Source organism: Streptomyces sp. NPDC001832, from assembly GCF_040297265.1.
GTDB lineage: Bacteria > Actinomycetota > Actinomycetes > Streptomycetales > Streptomycetaceae > Streptomyces.
Genome location: NZ_JBEOYU010000029.1, coordinates 54,971 through 76,083 on the forward strand (window position 1 = coordinate 54,971; position 21,113 = coordinate 76,083).

15 protein-coding genes are annotated in these 21,113 nt (G+C 70.2%); 7 read left to right on the plus strand and 8 right to left on the minus strand.

The window, feature by feature from the left end:
* Positions 1-103: 103 nt before the first annotated feature.
* From ABT115_RS21730 to ABT115_RS21745, 4 genes are all read right to left on the minus strand, one after another.
* Positions 104-1,777, minus strand: coding sequence for an LCP family protein (locus ABT115_RS21730; protein WP_351792264.1), 1,674 nt, complete (start codon positions 1,775-1,777; stop codon positions 104-106).
* 49 nt (positions 1,778-1,826) lie between these two features.
* A complete protein-coding gene (locus ABT115_RS21735; RefSeq protein ID WP_351792267.1) occupies positions 1,827-3,665 on the minus strand; it encodes an LCP family protein in 1,839 nt (612 codons plus the stop codon).
* 223 nt (positions 3,666-3,888) lie between these two features.
* Positions 3,889-5,130 (minus strand): LCP family glycopolymer transferase, encoded by a 1,242-nt coding sequence (locus ABT115_RS21740; RefSeq protein ID WP_351792270.1) that lies wholly within the window; start codon positions 5,128-5,130, stop codon positions 3,889-3,891.
* Positions 5,131-5,310: 180 nt separating this feature from the next.
* Complete coding sequence (locus tag ABT115_RS21745; RefSeq protein ID WP_351792273.1) at positions 5,311-6,063, minus strand: TIGR03089 family protein; 753 nt, start codon at positions 6,061-6,063, stop codon at positions 5,311-5,313.
* 240 nt (positions 6,064-6,303) lie between these two features.
* Between ABT115_RS21745 and manB the strand changes: the two genes are divergently transcribed.
* Positions 6,304-7,395: a mannose-1-phosphate guanylyltransferase gene (manB, locus tag ABT115_RS21750; RefSeq protein ID WP_351792276.1), complete on the plus strand. Its 1,092-nt coding sequence runs from the start codon at positions 6,304-6,306 to the stop codon at positions 7,393-7,395.
* A 122-nt stretch (positions 7,396-7,517) separates the two neighbouring features.
* Positions 7,518-8,516, plus strand: a complete 999-nt coding sequence (locus ABT115_RS21755; protein ID WP_351792278.1) for a DNA-3-methyladenine glycosylase family protein — start codon at positions 7,518-7,520, stop codon at positions 8,514-8,516.
* A gap of 13 nt (positions 8,517-8,529) precedes the next feature.
* Here the strand turns inward: ABT115_RS21755 and ABT115_RS21760 are convergent, their stop codons facing one another.
* The 3 genes from ABT115_RS21760 to ABT115_RS21770 all read right to left on the minus strand — a co-directional run bounded on the left by ABT115_RS21760 (position 8,530) and on the right by ABT115_RS21770 (position 11,466).
* Positions 8,530-9,858 carry a coenzyme F420-0:L-glutamate ligase gene (locus tag ABT115_RS21760; RefSeq protein ID WP_351792281.1) on the minus strand — a complete coding sequence of 443 codons (1,329 nt, stop codon included), beginning with the start codon at positions 9,856-9,858 and terminating at the stop codon, positions 8,530-8,532.
* A complete protein-coding gene (gene cofD / locus ABT115_RS21765) occupies positions 9,855-10,811 on the minus strand; it encodes a 2-phospho-L-lactate transferase (protein ID WP_351792284.1) in 957 nt (318 codons plus the stop codon). The genes ABT115_RS21760 and cofD overlap by 4 nt, the downstream gene beginning before the upstream one ends.
* A gap of 115 nt (positions 10,812-10,926) precedes the next feature.
* A complete protein-coding gene (locus ABT115_RS21770) occupies positions 10,927-11,466 on the minus strand; it encodes a cysteine dioxygenase (protein WP_351792287.1) in 540 nt (179 codons plus the stop codon).
* A 687-nt stretch (positions 11,467-12,153) separates the two neighbouring features.
* Here ABT115_RS21770 and ABT115_RS21775 point away from each other — a divergent pair.
* From ABT115_RS21775 to ABT115_RS21785, 3 genes are all read left to right on the plus strand, one after another.
* Positions 12,154-12,417, plus strand: a complete 264-nt coding sequence (locus tag ABT115_RS21775) for a WhiB family transcriptional regulator (RefSeq protein ID WP_030927001.1) — start codon at positions 12,154-12,156, stop codon at positions 12,415-12,417.
* Positions 12,418-12,719: 302 nt separating this feature from the next.
* Positions 12,720-16,523, plus strand: a complete 3,804-nt coding sequence (locus ABT115_RS21780; protein ID WP_351792333.1) for a glycosyltransferase — start codon at positions 12,720-12,722, stop codon at positions 16,521-16,523.
* Positions 16,520-18,049: a DUF5719 family protein gene (locus ABT115_RS21785; RefSeq protein ID WP_351792290.1), complete on the plus strand. Its 1,530-nt coding sequence runs from the start codon at positions 16,520-16,522 to the stop codon at positions 18,047-18,049. The genes ABT115_RS21780 and ABT115_RS21785 overlap by 4 nt, the downstream gene beginning before the upstream one ends.
* Before the next feature lie 57 nt (positions 18,050-18,106).
* Here the strand turns inward: ABT115_RS21785 and ABT115_RS21790 are convergent, their stop codons facing one another.
* A complete protein-coding gene (locus ABT115_RS21790) occupies positions 18,107-18,535 on the minus strand; it encodes a metallopeptidase family protein (protein WP_351792336.1) in 429 nt (142 codons plus the stop codon).
* Between the two features lie 271 nt (positions 18,536-18,806).
* On the opposite strand from ABT115_RS21790, the gene ABT115_RS21795 reads away from it, so the two are divergent.
* Both ABT115_RS21795 and ABT115_RS21800 read left to right on the plus strand, forming a co-directional pair.
* Positions 18,807-19,229 (plus strand): DUF3499 domain-containing protein, encoded by a 423-nt coding sequence (locus tag ABT115_RS21795; protein ID WP_351792293.1) that lies wholly within the window; start codon positions 18,807-18,809, stop codon positions 19,227-19,229.
* Between the two features lie 269 nt (positions 19,230-19,498).
* The gene (locus ABT115_RS21800; RefSeq protein ID WP_351792296.1) at positions 19,499-20,872 is read left to right on the plus strand and encodes a phosphomannomutase/phosphoglucomutase; all 1,374 of its coding nucleotides are present in this window, start codon (positions 19,499-19,501) and stop codon (positions 20,870-20,872) included.
* Positions 20,873-21,113: the final 241 nt, after the last annotated feature.

The following is a 21,113-nucleotide window of genomic DNA, read 5'->3' on the forward strand; positions in this document are numbered from 1 at the left end:
GTCCCCAACCTCACGGGTCAGTACACCTAGCAGCCGACAACCGGGTGCGGGGGCCTTCCGCTGTGCCGGAAGGCCCCCGCCGTGCGTCTTGCCCGGTCCGGGGCTACCAGCCGAAGCCCGGCTGGATGTCCATGCAGGCCTCTTCGTCGTCGCCGTTCAGGGCGCGGGCGCTGTCCGGAGTCTTCTCCTTGGTGCTGGACGCGGGGTAGGCCCCGTTCTCGCGCCAGTCGGCGCCCACGGCCAGCGTGATGCCCGAGACCTCGGTCGACTTCTTCACCGCCGACAGCGGGATGCCGAGTGCCTTGGCGACGGCCTGGGCATTGCCCTCCATGTCCACGCTGGGGAAGAGCACGCTCGTCCGCGCCGTCGCGTCGGTGTTCTGCGCGTCGACCGTTGCCTGGGTGAAGCCCTCTCCGGCCAGCAACTCCTTGACCGCCGAGGCGCGGCCCTTGGCCGGGTACTCGGTTTCGGTGCGGGTCCCGTTGCGGACACTGACCGGGATCTCGGCGACGGGCGACGTGGACTTCTTGGCGGCCGGGGGCTTGCGCTTGGATTCCTTGCCGTCGAGCGGGATGTCGTCGCGAACCATCTGGAACAGCTGATCGGCTTCGACGGGCTTGGGGAGCACTCGGCCCTCGTTCACGCCCGTTCCGTAGACGTTCGGCATCGTCGTCATCGTGATGCGTTTGGTGGGTGCCTTCTGGAGCTCGCCCGCGAGGTCGTACAGCTTCTTGACCGTGTCGAGGCCCTTGTCGACCGTCAGCGCGTCGATCGCCGCCTCGGCGAGGCTCGTCAGCTTGCCCGGGTCGGTGAGCTTGGTGCCCTTGCGCAGCTCACGGACCATCGAGTTCATGTACATGTGCTGGGCGTGCGTACGGCCGAGGTCGGTGCCGTCCTCGAAGCCGTAGCGGGTCCGCAGCCACTGGAGGGCCTGCTTGCCCTTGACCTTGGTGGTGCCCTTCTCCAGCTTCAGCCCGGAGCCCTTGCCGCCGCTCGTGTGGGAGTAGACGTTGCCCTTGACGCAGACCGGGACGCCGCCGATCGCATCGGCCATCGAGACCACACCGGCGAAGTCGATCATCATGAAGTGGTCGATGGTGATGCCGGTGAGCTCGTACCAGGTGGCCACGGTGCATCCGGGACCGCCGCGGTCGAGCGTCTCGTTGGTCATCGTCAGGTCCGTGGTCGCGGGGTAGACGTGCCCCGTCTTCGGGTCGGTGCACTTGGGGATCTTCAGCAGCGTGTCGCGCGGCATGCTGATCACCGACATGTTGCTGCGGTCGGCGGAGAGATGAAGCAGCATCTGCACATCGGCCAGCGGGGGCGCCCCGAAGGTCTCCTTGGCCCCGCCGAGCTTCTGGTTCTCATTGGAGTCCCGCGCGTCCGAGCCGATGAGCAGGATGTTCAGCGGGGTCTGACCGGCGGCATTGGCCTTGTGGTCGGCCATCTTCCTGTCACCGAGTGTCAGGTCTTCCTTCTTGATGTTTCCGTTGAGGTGCTCGTAATACATGTACCCGGCGCCCGCGCCGCCGACTATCAGCAGCGCGAGAACCGCAGCGCCCCAGCGCAGTGCCCGTCGCTTGCCCTTCTTGCCGTGCGACTTCGGGGCACTGCGCCGATGGCCGCTGTCCGCCGGGGCGGGCCGTCGACCGTCGGCGCCGGAGTCCGGACCCTTCTCCGGCGTGTCGTCCTCGTAGAGACTGTCGTCCCAGCCGAGTTGACCGGCGTGCCGGACGCGTGGCCGCGTCCCCTCCCCGGGCGTACCGTTCCGTCCCACCAGGACCCCCCTGCTACTCAGACTCGTGGTTTGGCGCAGTGACCCGGTGTCACTTGGCGCACTCTGGCTTGTCGGCGTTTGCCTGCTGAATTCCGTCCGGCACCTTCGCCGGTCCCGTTATGGGTATGCCCGCGCCCTTGAAGTCGGCGCCCAACGTCAGCTCCATCGCCTGGAGCCCCTCGGCGTCCGTTGTGCCCTGCTTCAGGGCGGATCCGGGCAGGCCCATCATGGCGGCCAGCGCACGGGCCTGGTCCGCCTGGTTCGGCGCGTACTCCAGCGTCGTCTTCGCGATCTGCGCCGGGGCGTTGGCCTTGTTCGTGGACTTGAGTACGCCCTGCTCGTTCTGCAGCCAGGTGACGGTGGTCTGCGCGGCACCGGGGATCTCGCCGCCGTTGTACACATCGACCCGTACGTCGGCCGCGGCGGCCTTGGGGCCCTTGAGAAGTGCGTCCTGCTTGCTCTTCTTGGCCTTCTTCTGCGCCTCCACCTCGGTCAGCGAGGTGTCGTTGCGCATCATGGCGAACAGCGGGTCGGCCTTGGGCTTGTCCAGCACGACGGTTGCCTTGACCCTCTCGGCCGGGTTGTCCAGCACCGGCACTGTCGTGAAGGTGATGTTCTTGGTGTCGACCTTGCCGAGTTCCTGGGCCAGCGTGGCCAGCTTCGTCACCGAGCCGATGCCGGAGTCCACGGTGAGCGCATTGATCACCGCGTCCGCCAGGTCGTACAGCTTGGCCGGGTTGGTCAGGGTGTCGCTCGACTGCATCTCCCGGATCATCGAGGCAAGGAACTGCTGCTGAACCTTGATCCGGTCCAGGTCGCCCGCGTTGCCGAAGCTGTGCCGGGTCCGTACGAACGCCAGGGCGTCCTCGCCCTGGATGCGGTGCTCCCCCGCCGGCAGGTCCAGATGCGAGTCCGGGTCCTTGACCGGCTTGGCCAGACAGACCTTGACGCCGCCGACCGCGGTGGACAACTCCTTCACCGCGTTGAAGTCGACCATCATGAAGTGGTCGGGCTTGATGCCGGTGATCTCCTTGACCGTATCCATGGTGCAGCCCGGGCCGCGCCCGTCCTGGCCGAGGCTCTGGTTGAAGCGGACGCCCTGCGTCCCCGGAATGAACTTCTCCGAGCCGTCCGGCTGCTTGGCGGTGCAGTCCGGGATGTCGGTGATCATGTCGCGGGGGATGCTCAGCGCCGTCGCGTTGGTGCGGTCCTTGGAGACGTGGAAGAGGATGTTGGTGTCGGCGTGGCCCACGCTGCCCTTGTCGCCGTACCCCTCGTTGCCCTTACCGGTGCGCTTGTCGGTCCCGATGACCAATATGTCGACCGGGGCGTCGGGGTCGACGACGTTCTTGTTGCCGGCGCTGCCGACGTCCACGGTGTTCAGGTTGCCGTTGAAGTGCTGGTAGAGCGCGTAGCCGCCCGCCGACAGGCCGACCAGTACGAAGGCCATCGTGCCGCCCGTCCACAGCAGCGCCTTCTTGCGGCGCGGCTTGGGAGCCTTGCGGCCGCGGCGGCCCGGTGCCTCGCCCTGGCCGGAACCTTCCTGTTTGCGTGGGGCATTGGCCGAACGGCGGCTGCGCTGTCCCGGAACCTCGCGGTGCGGGGCGGACTCGTGGTCGTCACGGGCCGGACCCCGGCGCTCGCCACTGCCGTCACGAGCCGTGCCTTTGCGCTCGCCGCCGCCGTCACGAGCCGTGCCTCTGCGCTCGCCGCCGTCACGGACCGGTCGTCTGCGATTGGGTATACGCGGGCCGGATGCCTGGGAAGTGCCGGCCGATTCCCCTCCGGAATGATTCAGTCGCAGTTCGTAATCGCCGGTGTGCGGGTTGAGAACCCACTGGTCTGCGGGGTCGAATTCATTCGCCCGCCCACGGCTTTGCGCATCCACGGTTTCTTGGGTCCTCCGTCGGTGCCACGCGAGGCGCCTCCCCCGATCAGGCGCTCGATCTTTCGGTCCGGAAGTGCGCGGCCTGACGGCCGGTAGCACCGGGTTGCGTCACAATATCGGCCTGGTTCGGCGTCGAGCGACGGGCGTGACAAATTCCACGGTCCTTACAACTGGTCATTCCGCCCATTACACGCCGATCACGGGCTTCTGCTTGGGAATTGCTTTACTGCTTGCACGGGTCGGCCGCCGCGTTGTTGCCTGAATAGGTCGGTGTGGGACTCGGGCCCGCAGCGTCCGGTGTATCGGTCGCGTCATTGTTTTCCCCGTTGTTCTTCCCGCCGTCACCCTTGAGCCGGTCCGCCGGGACCACTGCCACCGGCGCGTCCTCGCGCAGCCGCTTGAACAGCCGTTTCGCATCGGGCTGGACGAGTTCGTCCCGGTTCGGGTCGGCGGCGTACGGCTGCCGAGGCACGGTCAGGAACTGCACCTTGTCGGTCGGTACGTCGCGCAGGCCGCGCACCAGCTCGTACAGGTCCTTGAGGCTGTTCAGGCCCGGGTCCGTGGTCAGCGCCTTGGTGGCCGCGTCCAGCACCGGGTAGAGGCGGGTCGGATTGAGCAGGACGCCGTTGCTCTGCACCTTGTTCACCAGCGCGCCCAGGAAGTGTTGCTGACGGTCCATCCGTTCCGTGTCGCTGCCGTTGCCGATGGACTTGCGGGCCCGTACGTACCCCAGCGCCTGCTCGCCGTTGAGCTCCTGGCGCCCGGCGGGGAGCTTCAGATGGGCGTCGGGGTCGTCGACCGGCTTCTTGAGGCAGACCTCGACACCGTCCACGGCGTTGACCATGTCCTTGAAGCCGTTGAAGTCGATGACCATCTGGTGGTCGATCCGGATGCCGGTCAACTTCTCGACCGTGCGGATCGTGCAGGCGGTGCCACCGAACTCGAAGGCCCAATTGAACTGGGCGAATTGCTTCCTCGTGGCCGTACCGTCCGCTGTGTGGCAGACCGGGATCTCCACCATCAGATCGCGTGGCAGGGACATCGCTGTGACGCTCTTCCGGTCCGCGGCGAGGTGCAGCAGGATCGTGGTGTCCGAGCGCTGGCTGCCGCCGTCGTCCCGACCGTACTTGCGGTTGTCACCGGCCCGGCTGTCGGAACCGATGAGCAGAATGTTCTCCGCGCCGTGCACCACGGAGTCGGGCCGCTCCCGCTCGTACTTCTTCAGTTCGGCGGCCGCCGAGGTGTCGGTCCTGATGTTTGCGTCGAGCTTCCTGTACAGCCACCAGCCGGCGCCCGCGGAGGCCAGGACGGCGAACGAGACGCCGAGCGCGGTCCAGCGCAGCCAGTGGCGCCCGTGCCCGGCGACGGGCTCCGCGGCGGCGCCGGAGCCGTCCCCGGCCTGCGACTTGCCCTCGCCCGCAGCGGAGTCGTCAAAGTCGCCCGGTGGGCCGGCGCTTTCGCTCACTCTGCGTCCATCCTTCACGTTCGGCGGCGCGCTGGGCCGCCGGTCGCAGGATTAGACGGCTGAACCTCACGCTTGGTTGTGTCCCAAGTGGTCTGTACCGCCGATCATGTACCGGAGTTGACGCGCAGTCCTGAGGACTCGGCCCGGTATGGGCCGGATGAGTGGTCCTCAGGGTGCTTGTCATACTGCGGTGTTGGTGATCCGTTCACTCTCGACGCGCTTCGCCAGACCGTCCTCGCCCAGCTGCCCCAGATGCCGGCACAGGACCACGGACCCCCCGGCGGCCAGCGGTGCGAACAGTCCCGCGCTCAGGCCTTCCCAGGTGTCGTACGTACGTCCCGTCAGCAGCCGCGACCCGGCGGTCAGGCCGAGACCGGCCGCATCCTCGCGGGCCCGCGCCACCAGCTGCTCCGCCGTCAGCTCGACACCGCCCACCGCCAGCGCGGGAGCGTCCGGGGCCACGGGTGCGAACGGGGCGAACCGGTCGCCCTGGCTCGGCACCTCGACCGCGTAGTCGGCAAAACCCTCGGGTGCCTGCGGGAACCTGCCGCCCAGCGGACGCAGCGCCAGGGCGACCCGCTCGCCGCGGCAGGCGCGCGCGGCCTCCAATGTGTCCGGGCCGCTGACAACGAGGTCGGCGCCGGCCGGGTCGCCCTGCACATCGGCGATCACGCCCACTGAGGAACAGGCGAGCAGCCAGACCGCGGACTGCCAGTGCGCGGGCAGCAGAAGGGCGAGCCGGTCGCCCGGTTCCGCGGCGAGGTCGCCCTGCAGGAGGTTGGCGGTTTTGGCCACCCAATTGGCGAAGGTGGCCACCGACAGTTCGACGCGTTCTCCGGTGGCGTCGTCGTAGAAAGTGACCAAGGGGCGGGCCGGATCCGCGGCGAGTGCGGAACGCAGCAGGTCGGCGGGGGTGCGGTCGGTGGCGTTCATCCGCGCAAGGGTACGCGGCGGTGTCAGGCCGAGTGGGGGCGCCGGGCGCCGGGTACACCGGTTCGGCAGACGGCCCCATCTGCAGGGCCGGTGAACAGAACCCTTGCAGGGCCGGTGAACAGACACTGCGAAGGCTGCGGCAGACCGTTGTGGGCTGCTGACCCGGAACGGCCGAACCAGTCTGCATACACTGGCCAGCCGACACCAGGCCAGGCCCCATCAGGAAGCAGAGTCAGCGCTGTGACAGAGGCAAGAGAAGCGATCCTCCTGGTCGGCGGCAAAGGAACCAGGCTGCGCCCGCTCACGGTGCACACTCCCAAGCCCATGGTTCCGGCAGCGGGAGTTCCGTTCCTCACGCACCAGCTGGCGCGTGCCCGGGCCGCCGGGGTCGAGCACATCGTGCTCGCGACGTCATATCTGGCCGAGGTCTTCGAACCGCACTTCGGGGACGGTTCGTCGCTCGGTCTCCACATCGAGTACGTCACCGAACGCGAACCGCTCGGCACCGGAGGAGCGATACGCAACGTCGCCTCCCGGCTCACCGCGGGCCCCGACGAACCGGTGCTCATCTTCAACGGCGACATCCTCACCGGCCTCGACATCCGGGCGCTGGTCGCCTCGCACACCGCATCCGGAGCGGATGTCTCCCTCCACCTCACCCGGGTCGAGGACCCGCGCGCCTTCGGCCTCGTACCGACGGACGGCAGCGGCAGGGTCACCGCGTTCCTGGAGAAGCCCGAGACACCCGAGGAGATCGTCACCGACCAGATCAACGCGGGGGCGTACATCTTCCGCAGGTCGGTCATCGACACCATCCCGGCCGGTCGCCCGGTATCCGTCGAGCGCGAGACCTTCCCCGGACTGCTCGCCTCCGACGCACACCTCCAGGGCATGGTCGACTCCACGTACTGGCTGGACCTCGGCACCCCGCAGGCCTTCGTACGCGGCTCCGCCGACCTGGTCCTGGGCCTCGCGCCCTCCCCTGCAGTCCCCGGCCGGTGCGGCGACCAACTCGTCCTGCCGACGGCCTCTGTCGCAGCCGACGTCAAACTCGGCGGCGGTACGGTCATCGGCGAGGGCGCCCTGATCGGCGAAGGAGCCCGGATCGAAGGCTCCGCGGTACTGGCCGGCGCGGTCGTCGAGCCGGGAGCCGTGATCACGGACTCGCTGGTCGGAGCCGGTGCCAGGATCGGCAGCCGTACGGTGCTGACCGGTGCGGTCATCGGGGACGGGGCCCGGGTCGGCGCCGACAACGAACTGCGCGACGGCATCCGCATCTGGTGCGGGGCGGTCCTGCCGGACGCCGCGGTGCGCTTCTCGTCCGACGAATAACCAGGCCCGCCACTGTGCTCATGACCTCCCCTCCCCACGACAGGGAGCGGCTCCCTGTCCTGGGGGAGGTCGGCGGAGGTCGTTACCCTCGACAGGCACCCCCGACGACCGAGGACCTCACCGTGGCTGGACGATTCGCACCCCGCAGTGCCCCTCGCGCGGCCGTCCCCCACCAGGCGGCGGCTCCGGCGACGGACGCGCTGACCCGCGACTGGGCCCCGCCCGGCCCGCTCGACCTGCGCCTGGTCCTCGGGCCGCTGCGCCGCGGCCCCGCCGACCCCACCTTCCGGATGACCCGGGACGGCGCGGTCTGGCGGGCCGGCCGCACACCCGCGGGCCCCGGAACCCTCCGCGTCACGGCCCGGCACGGCCGGATCGAGGCGGCGGCCTGGGGACCGGGCGCACCCTGGCTGCTGGACCAGCTCCCGACGCTGCTCGGTGCGACGGACGACCCGGATGCCTTCCGCCCGCGCCACCGGCTGATCGCCCTGACCCGGCACAGCCGCCCCGGCCTGCGCCTGCTGCGCACCGGCCTGGTCATGGAGTCCCTGATCCCGTCGGTTCTCGAACAGAAGGTCACCACGGACGAGGCCTACCGCGCCTGGCGCTACCTGGTCCGCAAGCACGGCACCCCGGCGCCCGGCCCCACGGACCACGCCGCGTTCACCGCCCTCGGCCTGCACGTCATGCCGGACGCCCGCACCTGGTCCCTGATCCCCTCCTGGGAATGGCACCGCGCAGGCGTCGACGCCAAACGCTCGGCCACGATCCTGCGCGCGGTACGCGTGGCCCGCCGCCTGGAGGAGGCGGCCGCCATGGAGCTCCCGCAGGCCATGGCCCGCCTGGAACTGATCCCCGGCATCGGTCCCTGGACCTCGGCCGAGACCCTTCAACGGTCGAACGGCGCGGCGGACGCGGTCACGGTCGGCGATCTCCACCTCCCCGGCATCGTCGGCCACGCCCTGGCAGGCAACAGAAACGCCGACGACGAGGAGATGCTGGCTCTCCTCACCCCCTACGAGGGCCAGCGCCACCGAGCCACCCGCCTCATCCTTCTATCGGGCCACATCCCACCCCGCCGAGCCCCTCGCATGACGAGAGGCGACATCGCCCGCCTGTAACGACCTCACCACCTCACCGCACCGCGACAAATCCCTCCGCACTCCGCCCCGCCCGCGCCGCAGGCTGGGCCGCCGCCCGCCCCACCGCGACCGCCCCCAGCGGATCCCACGACCCCGGCAACTCCAGCACCTCACGCACCACATCGCGGCAGAACATCGTCGACGACACCCACGCCGAGCCGAGCCGCTCGCCCGCCAGCGCCACCAGGAAGTTCTGGATACCCGCACCCGCGGCGACCACGAACATCTCGCGCTCCGCGGTGTCCCGCCGCTCGTCCCCGTACGTGTGGGAGCCGTCCATCACCAGACACGGCACCACCAGGTACGGCGCCCGGCGCAGCACATCGCCCCGCCGCACCCGCTTCGCGATCGACTCCTCGCTCCGGCCGTCCCGGCGCAGATCCGCGATCCAGGCGTCCCGCATCGCGTCGAGCAGCCGGGTCCGCGACTCCTCGGACTCCAGCAGGACGAACCGCCACGGCGTCGTGTGATGCGGCGCCGGTGCCGTCACCGCCGCGGCCACGGCCCGCCGCACCGCCCCCGGGTCCACCGGATCGTCGGTGAACTCGCGCACCGTACGCCGCAGGGTCACCGCTGCCCGTACCGCCTCCGACGTACCGAGCCGGAACATGTCGTCGTCCGCGACCCGCACCATCGCCCGGGCACCGCCGGCGGAATCCGTCGGGTCCACGACGTGGCCGAGCCCCCGCACCACTGCGACCGGCAGCCCCGAAGCCTTGCCCTTGACCAGATCACCGGCCGAGGCCAGTTCATCGGCGGTGGCGACCACGGTCGCGCTCAGCGGATTGCCGTGCGTATCCGTGCCGCCGCGCAGATCGTCCAGCACCAGGACCCCGGCCGCCCCGATCGCGACATCGGTCAGCCCGCTGCGCCACGGGCGCCCGAAGGTGTCCGTGACGACGACCCCGACCTCGACGCCGAGGGTGTCCCGCAGCCCGTCCCGGATGGCGCGCGCCGAAGCGTCCGGGTCCTCGGGCAGCAACAGCACCGTCCCGGCGGGGGTGTTCGAGGCATCGACCCCGGCCGCGGCCATGACGAGACCCTGCCGGTTCTCGACGATCCGCAGCGTGCCGCGCCTCGCCACCACCCGTACCGTCTCGGCGTCGATCGCCGCTTCCCGGTCGGTGGCCTCGACGATCCGGCCCTCCGCCTTGGAGACGATCTTCGAGGTGACCAGCAGGATGTCGCCGTCGACCAGCCCCGGCTCGGTGGCGGCGATCAGCTTCGCCAGGTCGTCCCCGGCCTGCACCTCGGGCATCCCGGGCAGAGCCCAGACGCGGTAGGACGGCGCCGGGGAAGAACCGGAGGACTCGGCACTCACGCCCGTACCTCCTCGGCCAGCACCAACGCCTGCCGGGCCATCTCCGCCGTCGCGTCGGCATCGGTCATCATCAGCGGCACGGAACGGCAGCGGATGCCCGCGGCCTCCACCTCGTCGACCGCCCCGGCGTCCACCGTGTCGACGAGCCATCCGTCGAGCAGCCCGGAACCGTAGTGCGTGGCCACGGCCGAAGCCGTCGACTCGACGCCCACCGCGGCGAGCACCTTGTCCGCCATGCCGCGCACCGGCGCGTCCCCGACGATGGGGGAGACGCCGACGACCGGCACCCCGGCCTCGGCGATCGCCTCCCGGATCCCGGGCACGGCAAGAATCGTCCCCACCGACACGACTGGGTTGGACGGCGGGAAGAGGATGACATCCGCCTCGGCGATGGCCTCCAGCACGCCCGGCGCGGGCTTGGCCTGCTCGGCGCCGACCGGCACGACCGCCTGGGCCTCGACCGAGGCGCGCAGCTTCACCCAGTACTCCTGGAAGTGGATCGCCCTGCGCTCACCGTCCATGTCGACCGCGACATGCGTCTCGACCCGGTCGTCGGACATCGGCAGCAGCCGCACCCCCGGCTTCCAGCGCGCACAGAGCGCCTCGGTGACAGCGCTCAACGGATAGCCCGCGCCCAGCATCTGCGTACGGACGATGTGCGTCGCGAAGTCGCGGTCGCCGAGCCCGAACCATTCGGGCCCCACGCCGTACGCCGCGAGCTCCTCCTTGACCTTGAAGCTCTCGTCCGTACGTCCCCAGCCCTGCTCCTCGTTGATACCACCGCCGAGGGTGTACATCACGGTGTCGAGGTCGGGGCAGACCTTCAGCCCGAACAGATGGATGTCGTCACCGGTGTTGCCGATCACCGTGATGTCCGCGTCGGGCGCGGCCTGCTTGAGGCCACGCAGAAAACGAGCACCACCGATACCGCCGGCCAGAACCACAATGCGCATGTACAGCAGTCTGTCAGGCGAAGCCTGATCCTTGTTGGGGTGGTGGTGGGCGACGGGTGGGCTGTCAGGCGAAGCCTGATCCTTGTTGGGGTGGTGGTGGGCGACGGGTGGGCTGTCAGGCGGGTGCGACGTCCATGGCCGCCGGGGCGCATAGCGTCGTGTGCATCGGCATCTCGGTCAGACCCGGGTAGTAGATGTGCAGACTGACGGCCGGTTCGAGGGAGTCATTGACCACTTCGTGCACATAGCCGGGCGCGAAAACGCGCTGAGCGCCGGAGTCCAGTGCCCGCGTCCCGCGCTCGGTGCGCTCGGTCAATCGGCCCTCCAGCACGGTGAGTACGCCGGAGGACGGACCGTGGTCGTGGTGCCCGCTGCCCTGGCCGGGCACCCAGCTGAGCAGCCAGACCTCGTATCCGAGTGGGGCCTCCCCTGCGCGAGCGGTGCCGAGAGCTGGGGGAACGGCGCGCAGCCGGTGGTACCAGCGGGTGGTGGTGTCGTACCGGACGAGCGGCGCCCACTGCGCGCGGTCAGCGGCGATGCCGCGGGCGAGCCCGACGAACTCGGCCACGGTGGAGGGGTGCTTGCGGGCCGGCTGGAGGAGGTGCTGGACCTCAAGGATGTCGCCGGCGATCTGAAGGTCACTGTCGCTGTTCATGGAAACGGGGGTTCCTCGGCATGGGGGTGCGATTGCGGGGTGTCTCGGAGACCGGAGAGCCGCGGAAGCGCGGGGGAGGGAACTCTGCGGAGAAGCTCTGCAAAGAGGAGCTGGATCAGAGCCGGTGCCCTACGGCATCAACAGCTGTGACAGCTGGAACAGCAACAGCGGGCCTGGGCAGCGGTGCGGAACCCACGGATGTGGGTGGCGTACATCGCTGCGGTCGCTGGCATGCAGTCAAGGAGACCGGCTCGATCCTCCACTGTCAACTCGATGCTCGATTTGGGGGCAATGCTTCACCTCATCCGGCTACTGCGGGAAGGGAAAGGTTTGTGCGGCCATCGCTGCGGAGATGTGGCGCATCAACCGCGTCCCCAAACGCCGTTGAGACATCGTGACCTGAATGTGATCTTGATCGCTTCGGTGATCGAATCGAAACATGAGGGCGGACCCAGTCGTCTCACTCAGTGAGAAGAGCGGCACGGTGAGATCGGTGGCATATGTCAGGTTTTTGGCGATTTGCACACTTTCCGCATACCCTTGGTTCCGCAGAGTGAATACCGGGGCCAATAGCAGATCTTTGCTTGACTGGCCTGGAGCTACGCACTTGTAATTTCACTCGTGTCGTTCGGCCGCAATCAGTAACGGCTGGATCACGGGGACGCAAGAGACAGACGAGGGGCGCACATGACCGAGCTGTTCCAGCAACTGCTGGTCGAGGACGCGGACGAGGAGCTCGGCTGGCAGGAGCGCGCGCTGTGCGCGCAGACCGATCCCGAGTCCTTCTTCCCCGAGAAGGGCGGATCCACCCGCGAGGCCAAGAAGGTCTGTCTCGCCTGTGAAGTCCGGTCCGAATGCCTCGAGTACGCGCTTTCCAATGATGAACGGTTCGGAATCTGGGGCGGCCTGTCGGAACGTGAACGGCGCCGTCTGAAGAAGGCCGCCGTCTGACCACGGACCACCGGAACAACAGAACACCACGCACGAAGCGCACACCGGCCGCCCACCGGACCGCGACCGACCATGGCCCGTCGCCTGCACACCCCGCAGGCGACGGGCCATCACTGCGCCCCCGCCGCCCCACCACCGCCTGTCACCGCCCTCGTTCAACCGCTCGGCGGCACCGCGGTTGTCCGTACCGTTAGTGTGGGGCTCCGTCCGAGACGCGCCAACGCCCCGACGGAGCGCGCGTGTACACCGATGCAGCCCCCGGGGGGACGCCCCCCGGACCCGGCCGGAGGGCCCGTACCTCGATGTCCGTGCACAGCCAATCGACGGCGCCGTACGCGGCTGCCGCCGCCCCTGAGTTCCCCCGGCATGTCGTCACCGCCGTGCTCGTCTCCCACGACGGCGCACGCTGGTTGCCCGACGCGCTTGCCGGGCTGCTCGGGCAGGAACGCCCCGTACAGAACGTCGTCGCCGCCGACACCGGCAGCGCCGACGACTCCGCGCTGCTGGTCACCGAGGCGCTCGGCGCCGAACGCGTCCTGCACCTCGCGCGCCGTACGAGCTTCGGCACCGCCGTCGACGAGGCGACCCGCACGGCCGGCGTCCTCACCCCCGAGGACCTGCCGTATCTGAAGCGCCCCAGCAGCTGGGACCCCGTCAGCAGGAGCTGGCGCGACGACGCGTACGACCTGCCCGAACTGCCGCACGGCGAACCGGTGCAGTGGCTCTGGCTGCTCCACGACGACTGCGCACCCGAACCCGACGCGCTCGCCGAGATGCTGCGCGTCGTCGACACCGACCCGCACGCCGCGATCGTCGGCCCCAAGCTCCGCGGCTGGTACGACCGAAAGCAGCTGCTCGAAGTCGGCGTTTCCATCGCCAACAGCGGTCGCCGCTGGACCGGACTCGACCGGCGCGAACAGGACCAGGGCCAGCACGACCAGGTCCGTACCGTGCTCTCCGTCTCCTCCGCGGGCATGCTGATCCGCCGTGACATCTGGGAGGAGCTCGGCGGGTTCGACCGCGGACTCCCGCTGATGCGTGACGACGTCGACCTGTGCTGGCGCGCGCACACCGCCGGACACCGGGTGCTCGTTGCCCCCGACGCCGTCGTCAGACACGCCGAGGCCTCCGCCCGTGAGCGCCGCCCCATCGACTGCGTAGGACGCTCGGTCGCCTCTCCGCACCGCGTCGACAAGGCCGGCGCCGTCTACACGATGCTGGTCAACGCACGTGCCAGGGCCCTGCCCTGGGTGATGCTCCGGCTCGTCCTCGGCACCCTGCTGCGTACCCTTGCCTATCTCGTCGGCAAGGTGCCCGGCCAGGCCCTCGACGAAGTCGCCGGGCTCTTCGGCACCCTGCTGCGCCCCGGGCGGATCCTCGCGGCCCGGCGCAGCCGCGGCAAGGGCGCCGTCGACCAGGCCGAACTGCGTGGCCTCTTCCCGCCGCCCGGCGCCACCGTCCGTGCCACCGTCGAGCAGGCCGCCCAAAGCTTCGGCAGCGGTTCCGAGGCCGACTCGGGCGGCTCACGGCACGGCGCCGTGGAGTCCGGTCCCGGCGGCGACGACGCCGACTTCCTGGAGGTCGAGCAGTTCGCGTGGCTGAAGCGGATCGGCCGCAAGCCGGGCCCGGTGCTCTTCGCCGTCCTGCTGCTCGTCTCGCTCGTCGCCTGCCGCGACCTGCTCGGTGGCGGATCGCTGGCGGGCGGCGCACTGCTGCCCGCGCCCGCCGACGTCTCCGACCTGTGGGGCAGGTACGCGGACGGCTGGCACGCGGTCGGTACCGGCGGCACGCAGACCGCACCTCCCTACCTCGCCGTCGTCTCGGCCCTGTCCGCGCTGTTCTTCGGCTCGACCGGCTTCGCGCTCACACTGCTGCTGGTCTGCTCCGTCCCGCTCGCCGGACTCACCGCGTACTTCGCCTCCCGGCCGCTGCTCGACTCAAGGCTGCTGCGGGCCTGGGCGAGCGTCGCGTACGCCTTCCTGCCCGCCGCGACCGGCGCACTGGCGACGGGCCGCCTCGGCACCGCCGTACTGGCCGTCCTGCTCCCGCTGATCGCCCGCGCCGCCGTCTCCGCGCACGGCATGCGGGCCGACGGCGACACCCGCGGCAGTTGGCGCGCCACCTGGACGTACACCCTGCTCCTCACCCTCGCGATGGCGTTCACGCCCATCGTGTGGCCGCTGGCCGTGGTCCTCGGCATCGGTGTGCTCGTACTGCGCCGCGACGACATCGCCGCGTACGGGCTCCGCTTCCTCGCCGCGATCGGCACACCGTTGCTGGTCCTCGCGCCCTGGTCCCTCTCTCTCCTCACCAACCCGTCCGGCTTCCTGAAGGAGGCGGGCCTGGATACCGGTTCGGGCACGGCCTCCGCACTCGACCTGCTGGGCATCAGCCCCGGGGGCCCGAAGGCCGCGGGTGGCGTGCTGCTGCTCGGCATCGTTTTCGCCGCGCTGGCGGCGCTGCTGCGCGGGGAGCGGCAGTTCGCGGTACGCACCGCGTGGGTGGTCGCGCTCGTGGCGCTGGTCTTCGCCGCGCTCGCCAACCACTCGGGCTGGGCGGGCCCCGCCACCCTCGTCTACGGCATCGCACTGATCGTCGCCGCGCTGGTCGGCGCGGACGGTGCCCGGATACGCGTCGCCGAGCTCAGCTTCGGCTGGCGCCAGCCCGTCGCCGCACTGATCGCCGTCGCCGCGGGCCTCGCCCCGGTAGTGGCTGCCGCCGGCTGGATGATCGGCGGCGCAGCGGGCCCGCTGGAGCGCCGAGACCCGGTGCAGGTGCCCGCGTTCGTCGCGGAGGAGAGCACCACCAGCGATCAGCCGCGCACCCTGGTCCTCGGCGGCTCATCGCCCGGCGCCGTCTCGTACGCCTTGGTACGCGGCTCCGGCGCGCGGCTCGGTGATGCGGAACTGATCGAGGCGGGCGGCAGCAACAGCCACCTCGACAAGGTCGTCGCCAATCTGGTCGCGGGCTCCGGCGCCGACCAGGGCAGCCAGCTCAGCGAATTCGCGATCCGTTACGTACTGGTACGGGACGGCGCTCCGAAGGAGATGAGCAGGGTCCTCGACGCGACCCCGGGCCTCAGCCGGCTGAGCCAGCTGGACGGCAATGCGCTGTGGCGGGTCGACCAGCAGGTCGCCCGCGTCATGATCATGCCGTCCGGCGCCGACGAGGAACCGCTGCCCGTGGGCTCCCTGCCCGTCGAGGCACACACCAGGATTCCGGCAGGCGGTTCCGGCCGGGTGCTGCGCATCGCCGATGCCGCCGACCCCGGCTGGGAGGCCACGCTCAACGGGCGCCCCCTGACCCCGAAGACTGTCGACGGCTGGGCCCAGGGCTTCGAGCTCCCCGCCGAGGGGGGCACTCTGGACCTCACGTACAACACCCCGCTCAGCCACACCGCATGGATCTGGACCCAGGCCGCGCTGGCCATGGTCCTAGTGGTCCTCGCCCTGCCCGGACGCCGCCGGGAGATCGACGACGACCTGCCCGAGGAGGCCATGACGGTTTCCGCGGGGCCGGTCACGGGCGATGGGCGCCGGGCGCGCAGGCTGCGCGCGGCCGCCCAGATGGAAGCGGAGGCCGAGCCGGAGCCTGCCGGGGGCGGGAGCGCCGAGGAAGAGGCGGCGGGGGAGTACATCCCCGCACAGCAGACGGCCGAACCGCATCCACAGCAGAGCGACGACCAGGAAGTGTTCGCCCCGCAGACCGACAGCGGCCAGTACGCGGCGGTGCCGCAGCAGCAGTACGGCGAATGGGACGCACAGCAGTACCAAAGCGCCGACTACCCGCAATACCAGGGCGAGCAGTACCAGGACGGCCAGTACGGCATGCAGCAGGAACACCCGGCGACCGCCGACCCGTACCAGCAGAACGCCTACGACCCGTACGGCTACGCGCAACAGCAGCAACAGCAGTACGACCCACAGGCCCAGTACGCCCCGCAGAACCCCCAGTACGACCCGCAGGCTCTGTACGACCCGCAGGCCAACTACGGCCAACAGACCGGTCAGCAGGGTCAGTACGACCCACAGAACCCCGACGAGAACCCTGTCCCGGCCCAGAACCCGTGGCCGACCGGTAACGCATCGCGAGGCGAGTCCGAGTGAAGTCCACCAGCCTGTCCCTCATCGCGGGCACCGTCGCCCTCGCCGCCGTCACCGGATTCGCCGCGCTCACCGCACCCGGCGACGGGAGCACGCCGGAGGCGAAGGCCGCCACCCGGCTGCCGGTGGAGCGCTCCAGCCTGCTCTGCCCGGCGCCCGGTCTCTCGGATCTCGCGGAGACGTCGTACACGTCCTTCACCCCGGCGGGCGGCGGCGGCGAGGCCGGTACGGCCGAACTGAAGCAGTCCACGTCCACGGCGGCCGACGACACCACGGACGAGGACGAGAATGGGAACAACGGCAAGAAGGACAAGGCGAAGGCGGATTCCGGGAAGCCGGTCCTCTCCGTCAAGGAGCCCGGCAAGCCGGCCACCGCCGACGCGTCCGGAGCCGACGCCCCCGCACTGGTCGGCACCGCCACCGGCAGCCTGGCCCCCGGCTGGACCACCCAGCAGACCACCACGGTCGAGGCGGGCAGCGCCCGCGGCCTGCTCGGCGTCAACTGCACCGGACCCGACACGGACTTCTGGTTCCCGGCCGCGAGCACCGCGAAGTCCCGTGAGGACTACGTCCACCTCACCAACCCGGACGACACCGCGGCCGTCGCCGACATCGAGCTGTACGGTCCGGACGGCACCCTCGAGTCCGATGTGGGCGAGGGCATCACGGTGCCTGCCCGATCCAGCGTCCCCGTCCTGATCTCCACACTGACCAGTGAGGTGGCCGAGGATGTGACCGTCCACGTCACCACCCGTACCGGACGCGTCGGCGCGGCCGTCAGGACCGCGGACGAAGAGACCGGCAGCGACTGGCTGGCCCCCTCGGCCGACCCGGCGGGCACCCTGGTGCTCCCCGGCATCCCGGCGGACGCCACCTCGGTCCGGCTGGTGGCCTTTGCACCCGGCGACGACGACGCCGATCTGAAGGTGCAACTGCTCGGCAAGAACAGCGCGGTCTCCCCGGCCGGACACGAGGACCTCCACGTCAAGTCGGGGATGACCGCGGGCGTCGACCTGAAGGACATCACCAGGGGCGAAGCCGGCTCCCTGCTGCTCACCCCCGCCCAGGGCGGAAAGGGCACCCCGGTGGTGGCCGCGCTGCGCGTGGTCCGCGGCAAGGGCGACGGGCAGGAGGTCGCCTACATACCGGCGACCGGCCCGGTCGGCGCACAGGCGACCGCGGCCGATAACCGGGCCGAGGGCTCGACCCTCTCGCTCACCGCGCCGAGTGCCACCGCCACCGTGAAGGTCACCGCCTCCGCGGGCAGCGGGGGTGGCGAACAGACCGTCAAGACGTACACGGTCAAGGGCGGTACGACGCTCGCGGTCACCCCGCCCGTACCGTCCGGGCTCAAGGGCAGTTACGCGCTGACGGTGGAGACGGAGTCGGGTGGCCCGGTTCACGCCGCACGCACGCTGTCCCTGCCGCAGGACGGCATCGAGATGTTCACCGTGCAGACCCTGCCGGACGACGGCGGAACGGTCGCGGTGCCTGCGGCCGAGCAGGACCTGTCGCTCCTGGACGACTGAGAGGCTGTCGGGCGGTACGCGCGGGACCGGGCGCCGGGCCCGCTCGTACCGCCGCTCCTACTCCTGTCCGTACCGCGGATCGACCGATTCCGGCGAAAGACCGAGCAGGTCCGCGACCTGCTCCACCACGACCTCGTGCACCAGGAGGGCGCGCTCGTCGCGGTTCTTGGCGCGGATCTCGACGGGCCGCCGGTAGATGACGATCTGCGCGGGCCGGTTCTTCTCCGCGGAGACCGCACGCCCCAGCGGTACGGTCTCCTCCTGAGTCCCCGGCACATCGAGCACCATGAAGTCGACATCGGCCAGCTGCGGCCAGCGCCGCTCCAGCCGTTCCACCGAGTCCTGCACGAGATCACGGAAGTTCTCCGCCCTGCTGGCCGAGAGCGGCACCTGGGGCGGGGCGACGGGACCGCGCATGCCGCGGCCATGACGGTCACGACGGCGTGGGTGCGGCTCGGACGAGTGGGGAGGTACGGGACTGTCCATCACTGACGCAGGGTAACTCTCTGCGGGACAGGTGGATCGCTGCTCCCTGGCAGGGCGTCGACATGTCCAATTCTGAACAATCCGGCCGAACGGGAGCCCGTTTCAGGCCCAGCTCCTGACCATCGATCTCCTGCTGAATGACAGCTTTTATGCCGAGTGGTGACCGGAATCGTTGCCGGTGCGATCTGTGCTTCCGGGTTCCTCCGCAGGTCAGAAGGACTGTCCGGAAGGCGGTTGTGTTGGACGTCACAGGGCGACACGGTGGGGTGACGTGAGGGAGAGTCGTCGCAGCCCGCTCAAGAGTGCGGTACCGTCCAACATCGTGAGCCCTGTACGTTGCTGTTCGCGCACCGCGTGCGGCCGCCCTGCCGTCGCGACACTGACGTACGTCTATGCCGACTCGACCGCGGTCCTCGGCCCGCTCGCGACCTACGCCGAGCCCCACTGCTACGACCTCTGTGCCGAGCACAGCGAGAGACTGACCGCCCCGCGTGGCTGGGAGGTCGTCAGGCTCTCCGACCCGTCCGCTCCCGCGCGCCCCAGTGGCGACGACCTCGAAGCGCTCGCCAATGCCGTACGGGAAGCGGCGCGGCCGCACGACCGCAGCGCCGACAGCAGGGGCCCGCGGACCGCGGACCCGATGGAGGTCGCGCGCCGCGGCCATCTGCGGGTGCTGCGCTCGCCGGACTCCTGAGTAGGGCGTGCCGCTCGGTGCACAGAGCACCACGGTGCTGGGCTGGATGATGCCGCCTTGAGCGGCACGGCACCCGGCCCAGCCCGGCATTGAGGACAAAGCGGCAACTGGCCGCCCCTGGTCACCGTACGCACAGCCGGGCAACCGCCCCGCTGCACAGCCGCGTGACCCCACGGCCCGCCTGAGAGCCGGTCGGAGGTCACCCGACAGGCTCTGAACGGCCGCCGGGTAGTTTGGGCGGTCCGCAGAAATCTCAGGAGGACCGGCCCGTGGCTGCTGATCTGTCGCAGATCGTCAAGGCGTACGACGTGCGCGGAGTGGTGCCCGACCAGTGGGACGAATCGCTGGCCGAGCAGTTCGGGGCGGCATTTGTCGAGGTGACAGGCGCGGACGCGATCGTGATCGGCCACGACATGCGGCCCTCGTCGCCCGGCCTCTCGGGAGCCTTCGCACGCGGTGCTGCGGCGCGCGGCGCGGACGTCACAATGATCGGCCTCTGCTCGACCGACCAGCTGTACTTCGCCTCCGGCAGCCTCGGCCTCCCCGGCGCGATGTTCACCGCCTCGCACAACCCGGCGCAGTACAACGGCATCAAGCTCTGCCGGGCGGGCGCCGCACCTGTGGGTCAGGACACCGGGCTTTCCGAGATCCGCACCCTGGTCGAGAAGTGGTCCGAGACCGGCGTACCGCATTCGGCCGCCACCCCCGGCACCGTCACCGAGTGCGAGACACTGCCCGACTACGCCGCGCACCTGCTGTCCCTGGTCGACCTCGCATCGATCCGCCCGCTGAAGGCCGTCGTCGACACGGGCAACGGCATGGGCGGCCACACCGTCCCCACCGTCTTCGCGGACCTCCCCGTCGACCTCGTACCGATGTACTTCGAGCTCGACGGCACGTTCCCCAACCACGAGGCGAACCCCCTCGACCCGAAGAACCTCCTCGATCTCCAGGCCCGCGTCGTGTCCGAGGGCGCCGACCTGGGCCTCGCCTTCGACGGCGATGCCGACCGCTGCTTCGTCATCGACGAGCGCGGCGTGGGCGTCTCCCCGTCCGCGATCACCGCCCTGGTCGCGGCCCGGGAACTCGCCCGCAACGGCGGCAACGGCACCGTCATCCACAACCTGATCACGTCCCGCTCGGTCCCGGAGGTCGTCCGCGAGAACGGCGGCACCCCGGTCCGTACCCGCGTGGGCCACTCCTTCATCAAGGCGGAGATGGCCGAGCACGGCGCGATCTTCGGCGGCGAGCACTCCGCGCATTACTACTTCCGCGATTTCTGGAACGCCGATACGGGCATGCTTGCCGCGCTCCACGTCCTGGCCGCGCTGGGCGGGCAGCCGGGCACACTCTCGGATCTGGTCGCCCAGTACGACCGCTACACCGGATCCGGCGAGATCAACTCCACGGTCGCCGACCAGCCGGGCCGCACGGCAGCGGTCCGTGAATCCTTCGCACCCCGCGACGGCGTCGAGACGGACGACCTGGACGGTCTGACGGTCACGGGACCGGACTGGTGGTTCAACCTCCGAGCCTCCAACACGGAACCCCTGCTGCGCCTGAACGTCGAGGCCCGCGACGAGCGGACGATGACCGCGGTGCGCGACGAGGTGCTGGCACTGGTCCGGGCACGGGCCTCGTAGGGCGAGCCCCGGGTGGCCGGGCAATCTCAGCCCGCCAGGAACCTACAGCCCGTCCGGCGTTCGACGACCGGGGTCCGGGGCTGACCCCCCGGTTTCGGGAAGGGAGCGAGTATTCGGGAAGGGACGAGTAAGACCGACCGGCACATGGGGGTGGGAGAAGGAGCGGGGCTGGGTGCGTGCAGCTGCAAGGCGGAGGATTGAGCCAGATGGGGTCTCCCCTGCTCGAGCGCAGCCGAGAGTT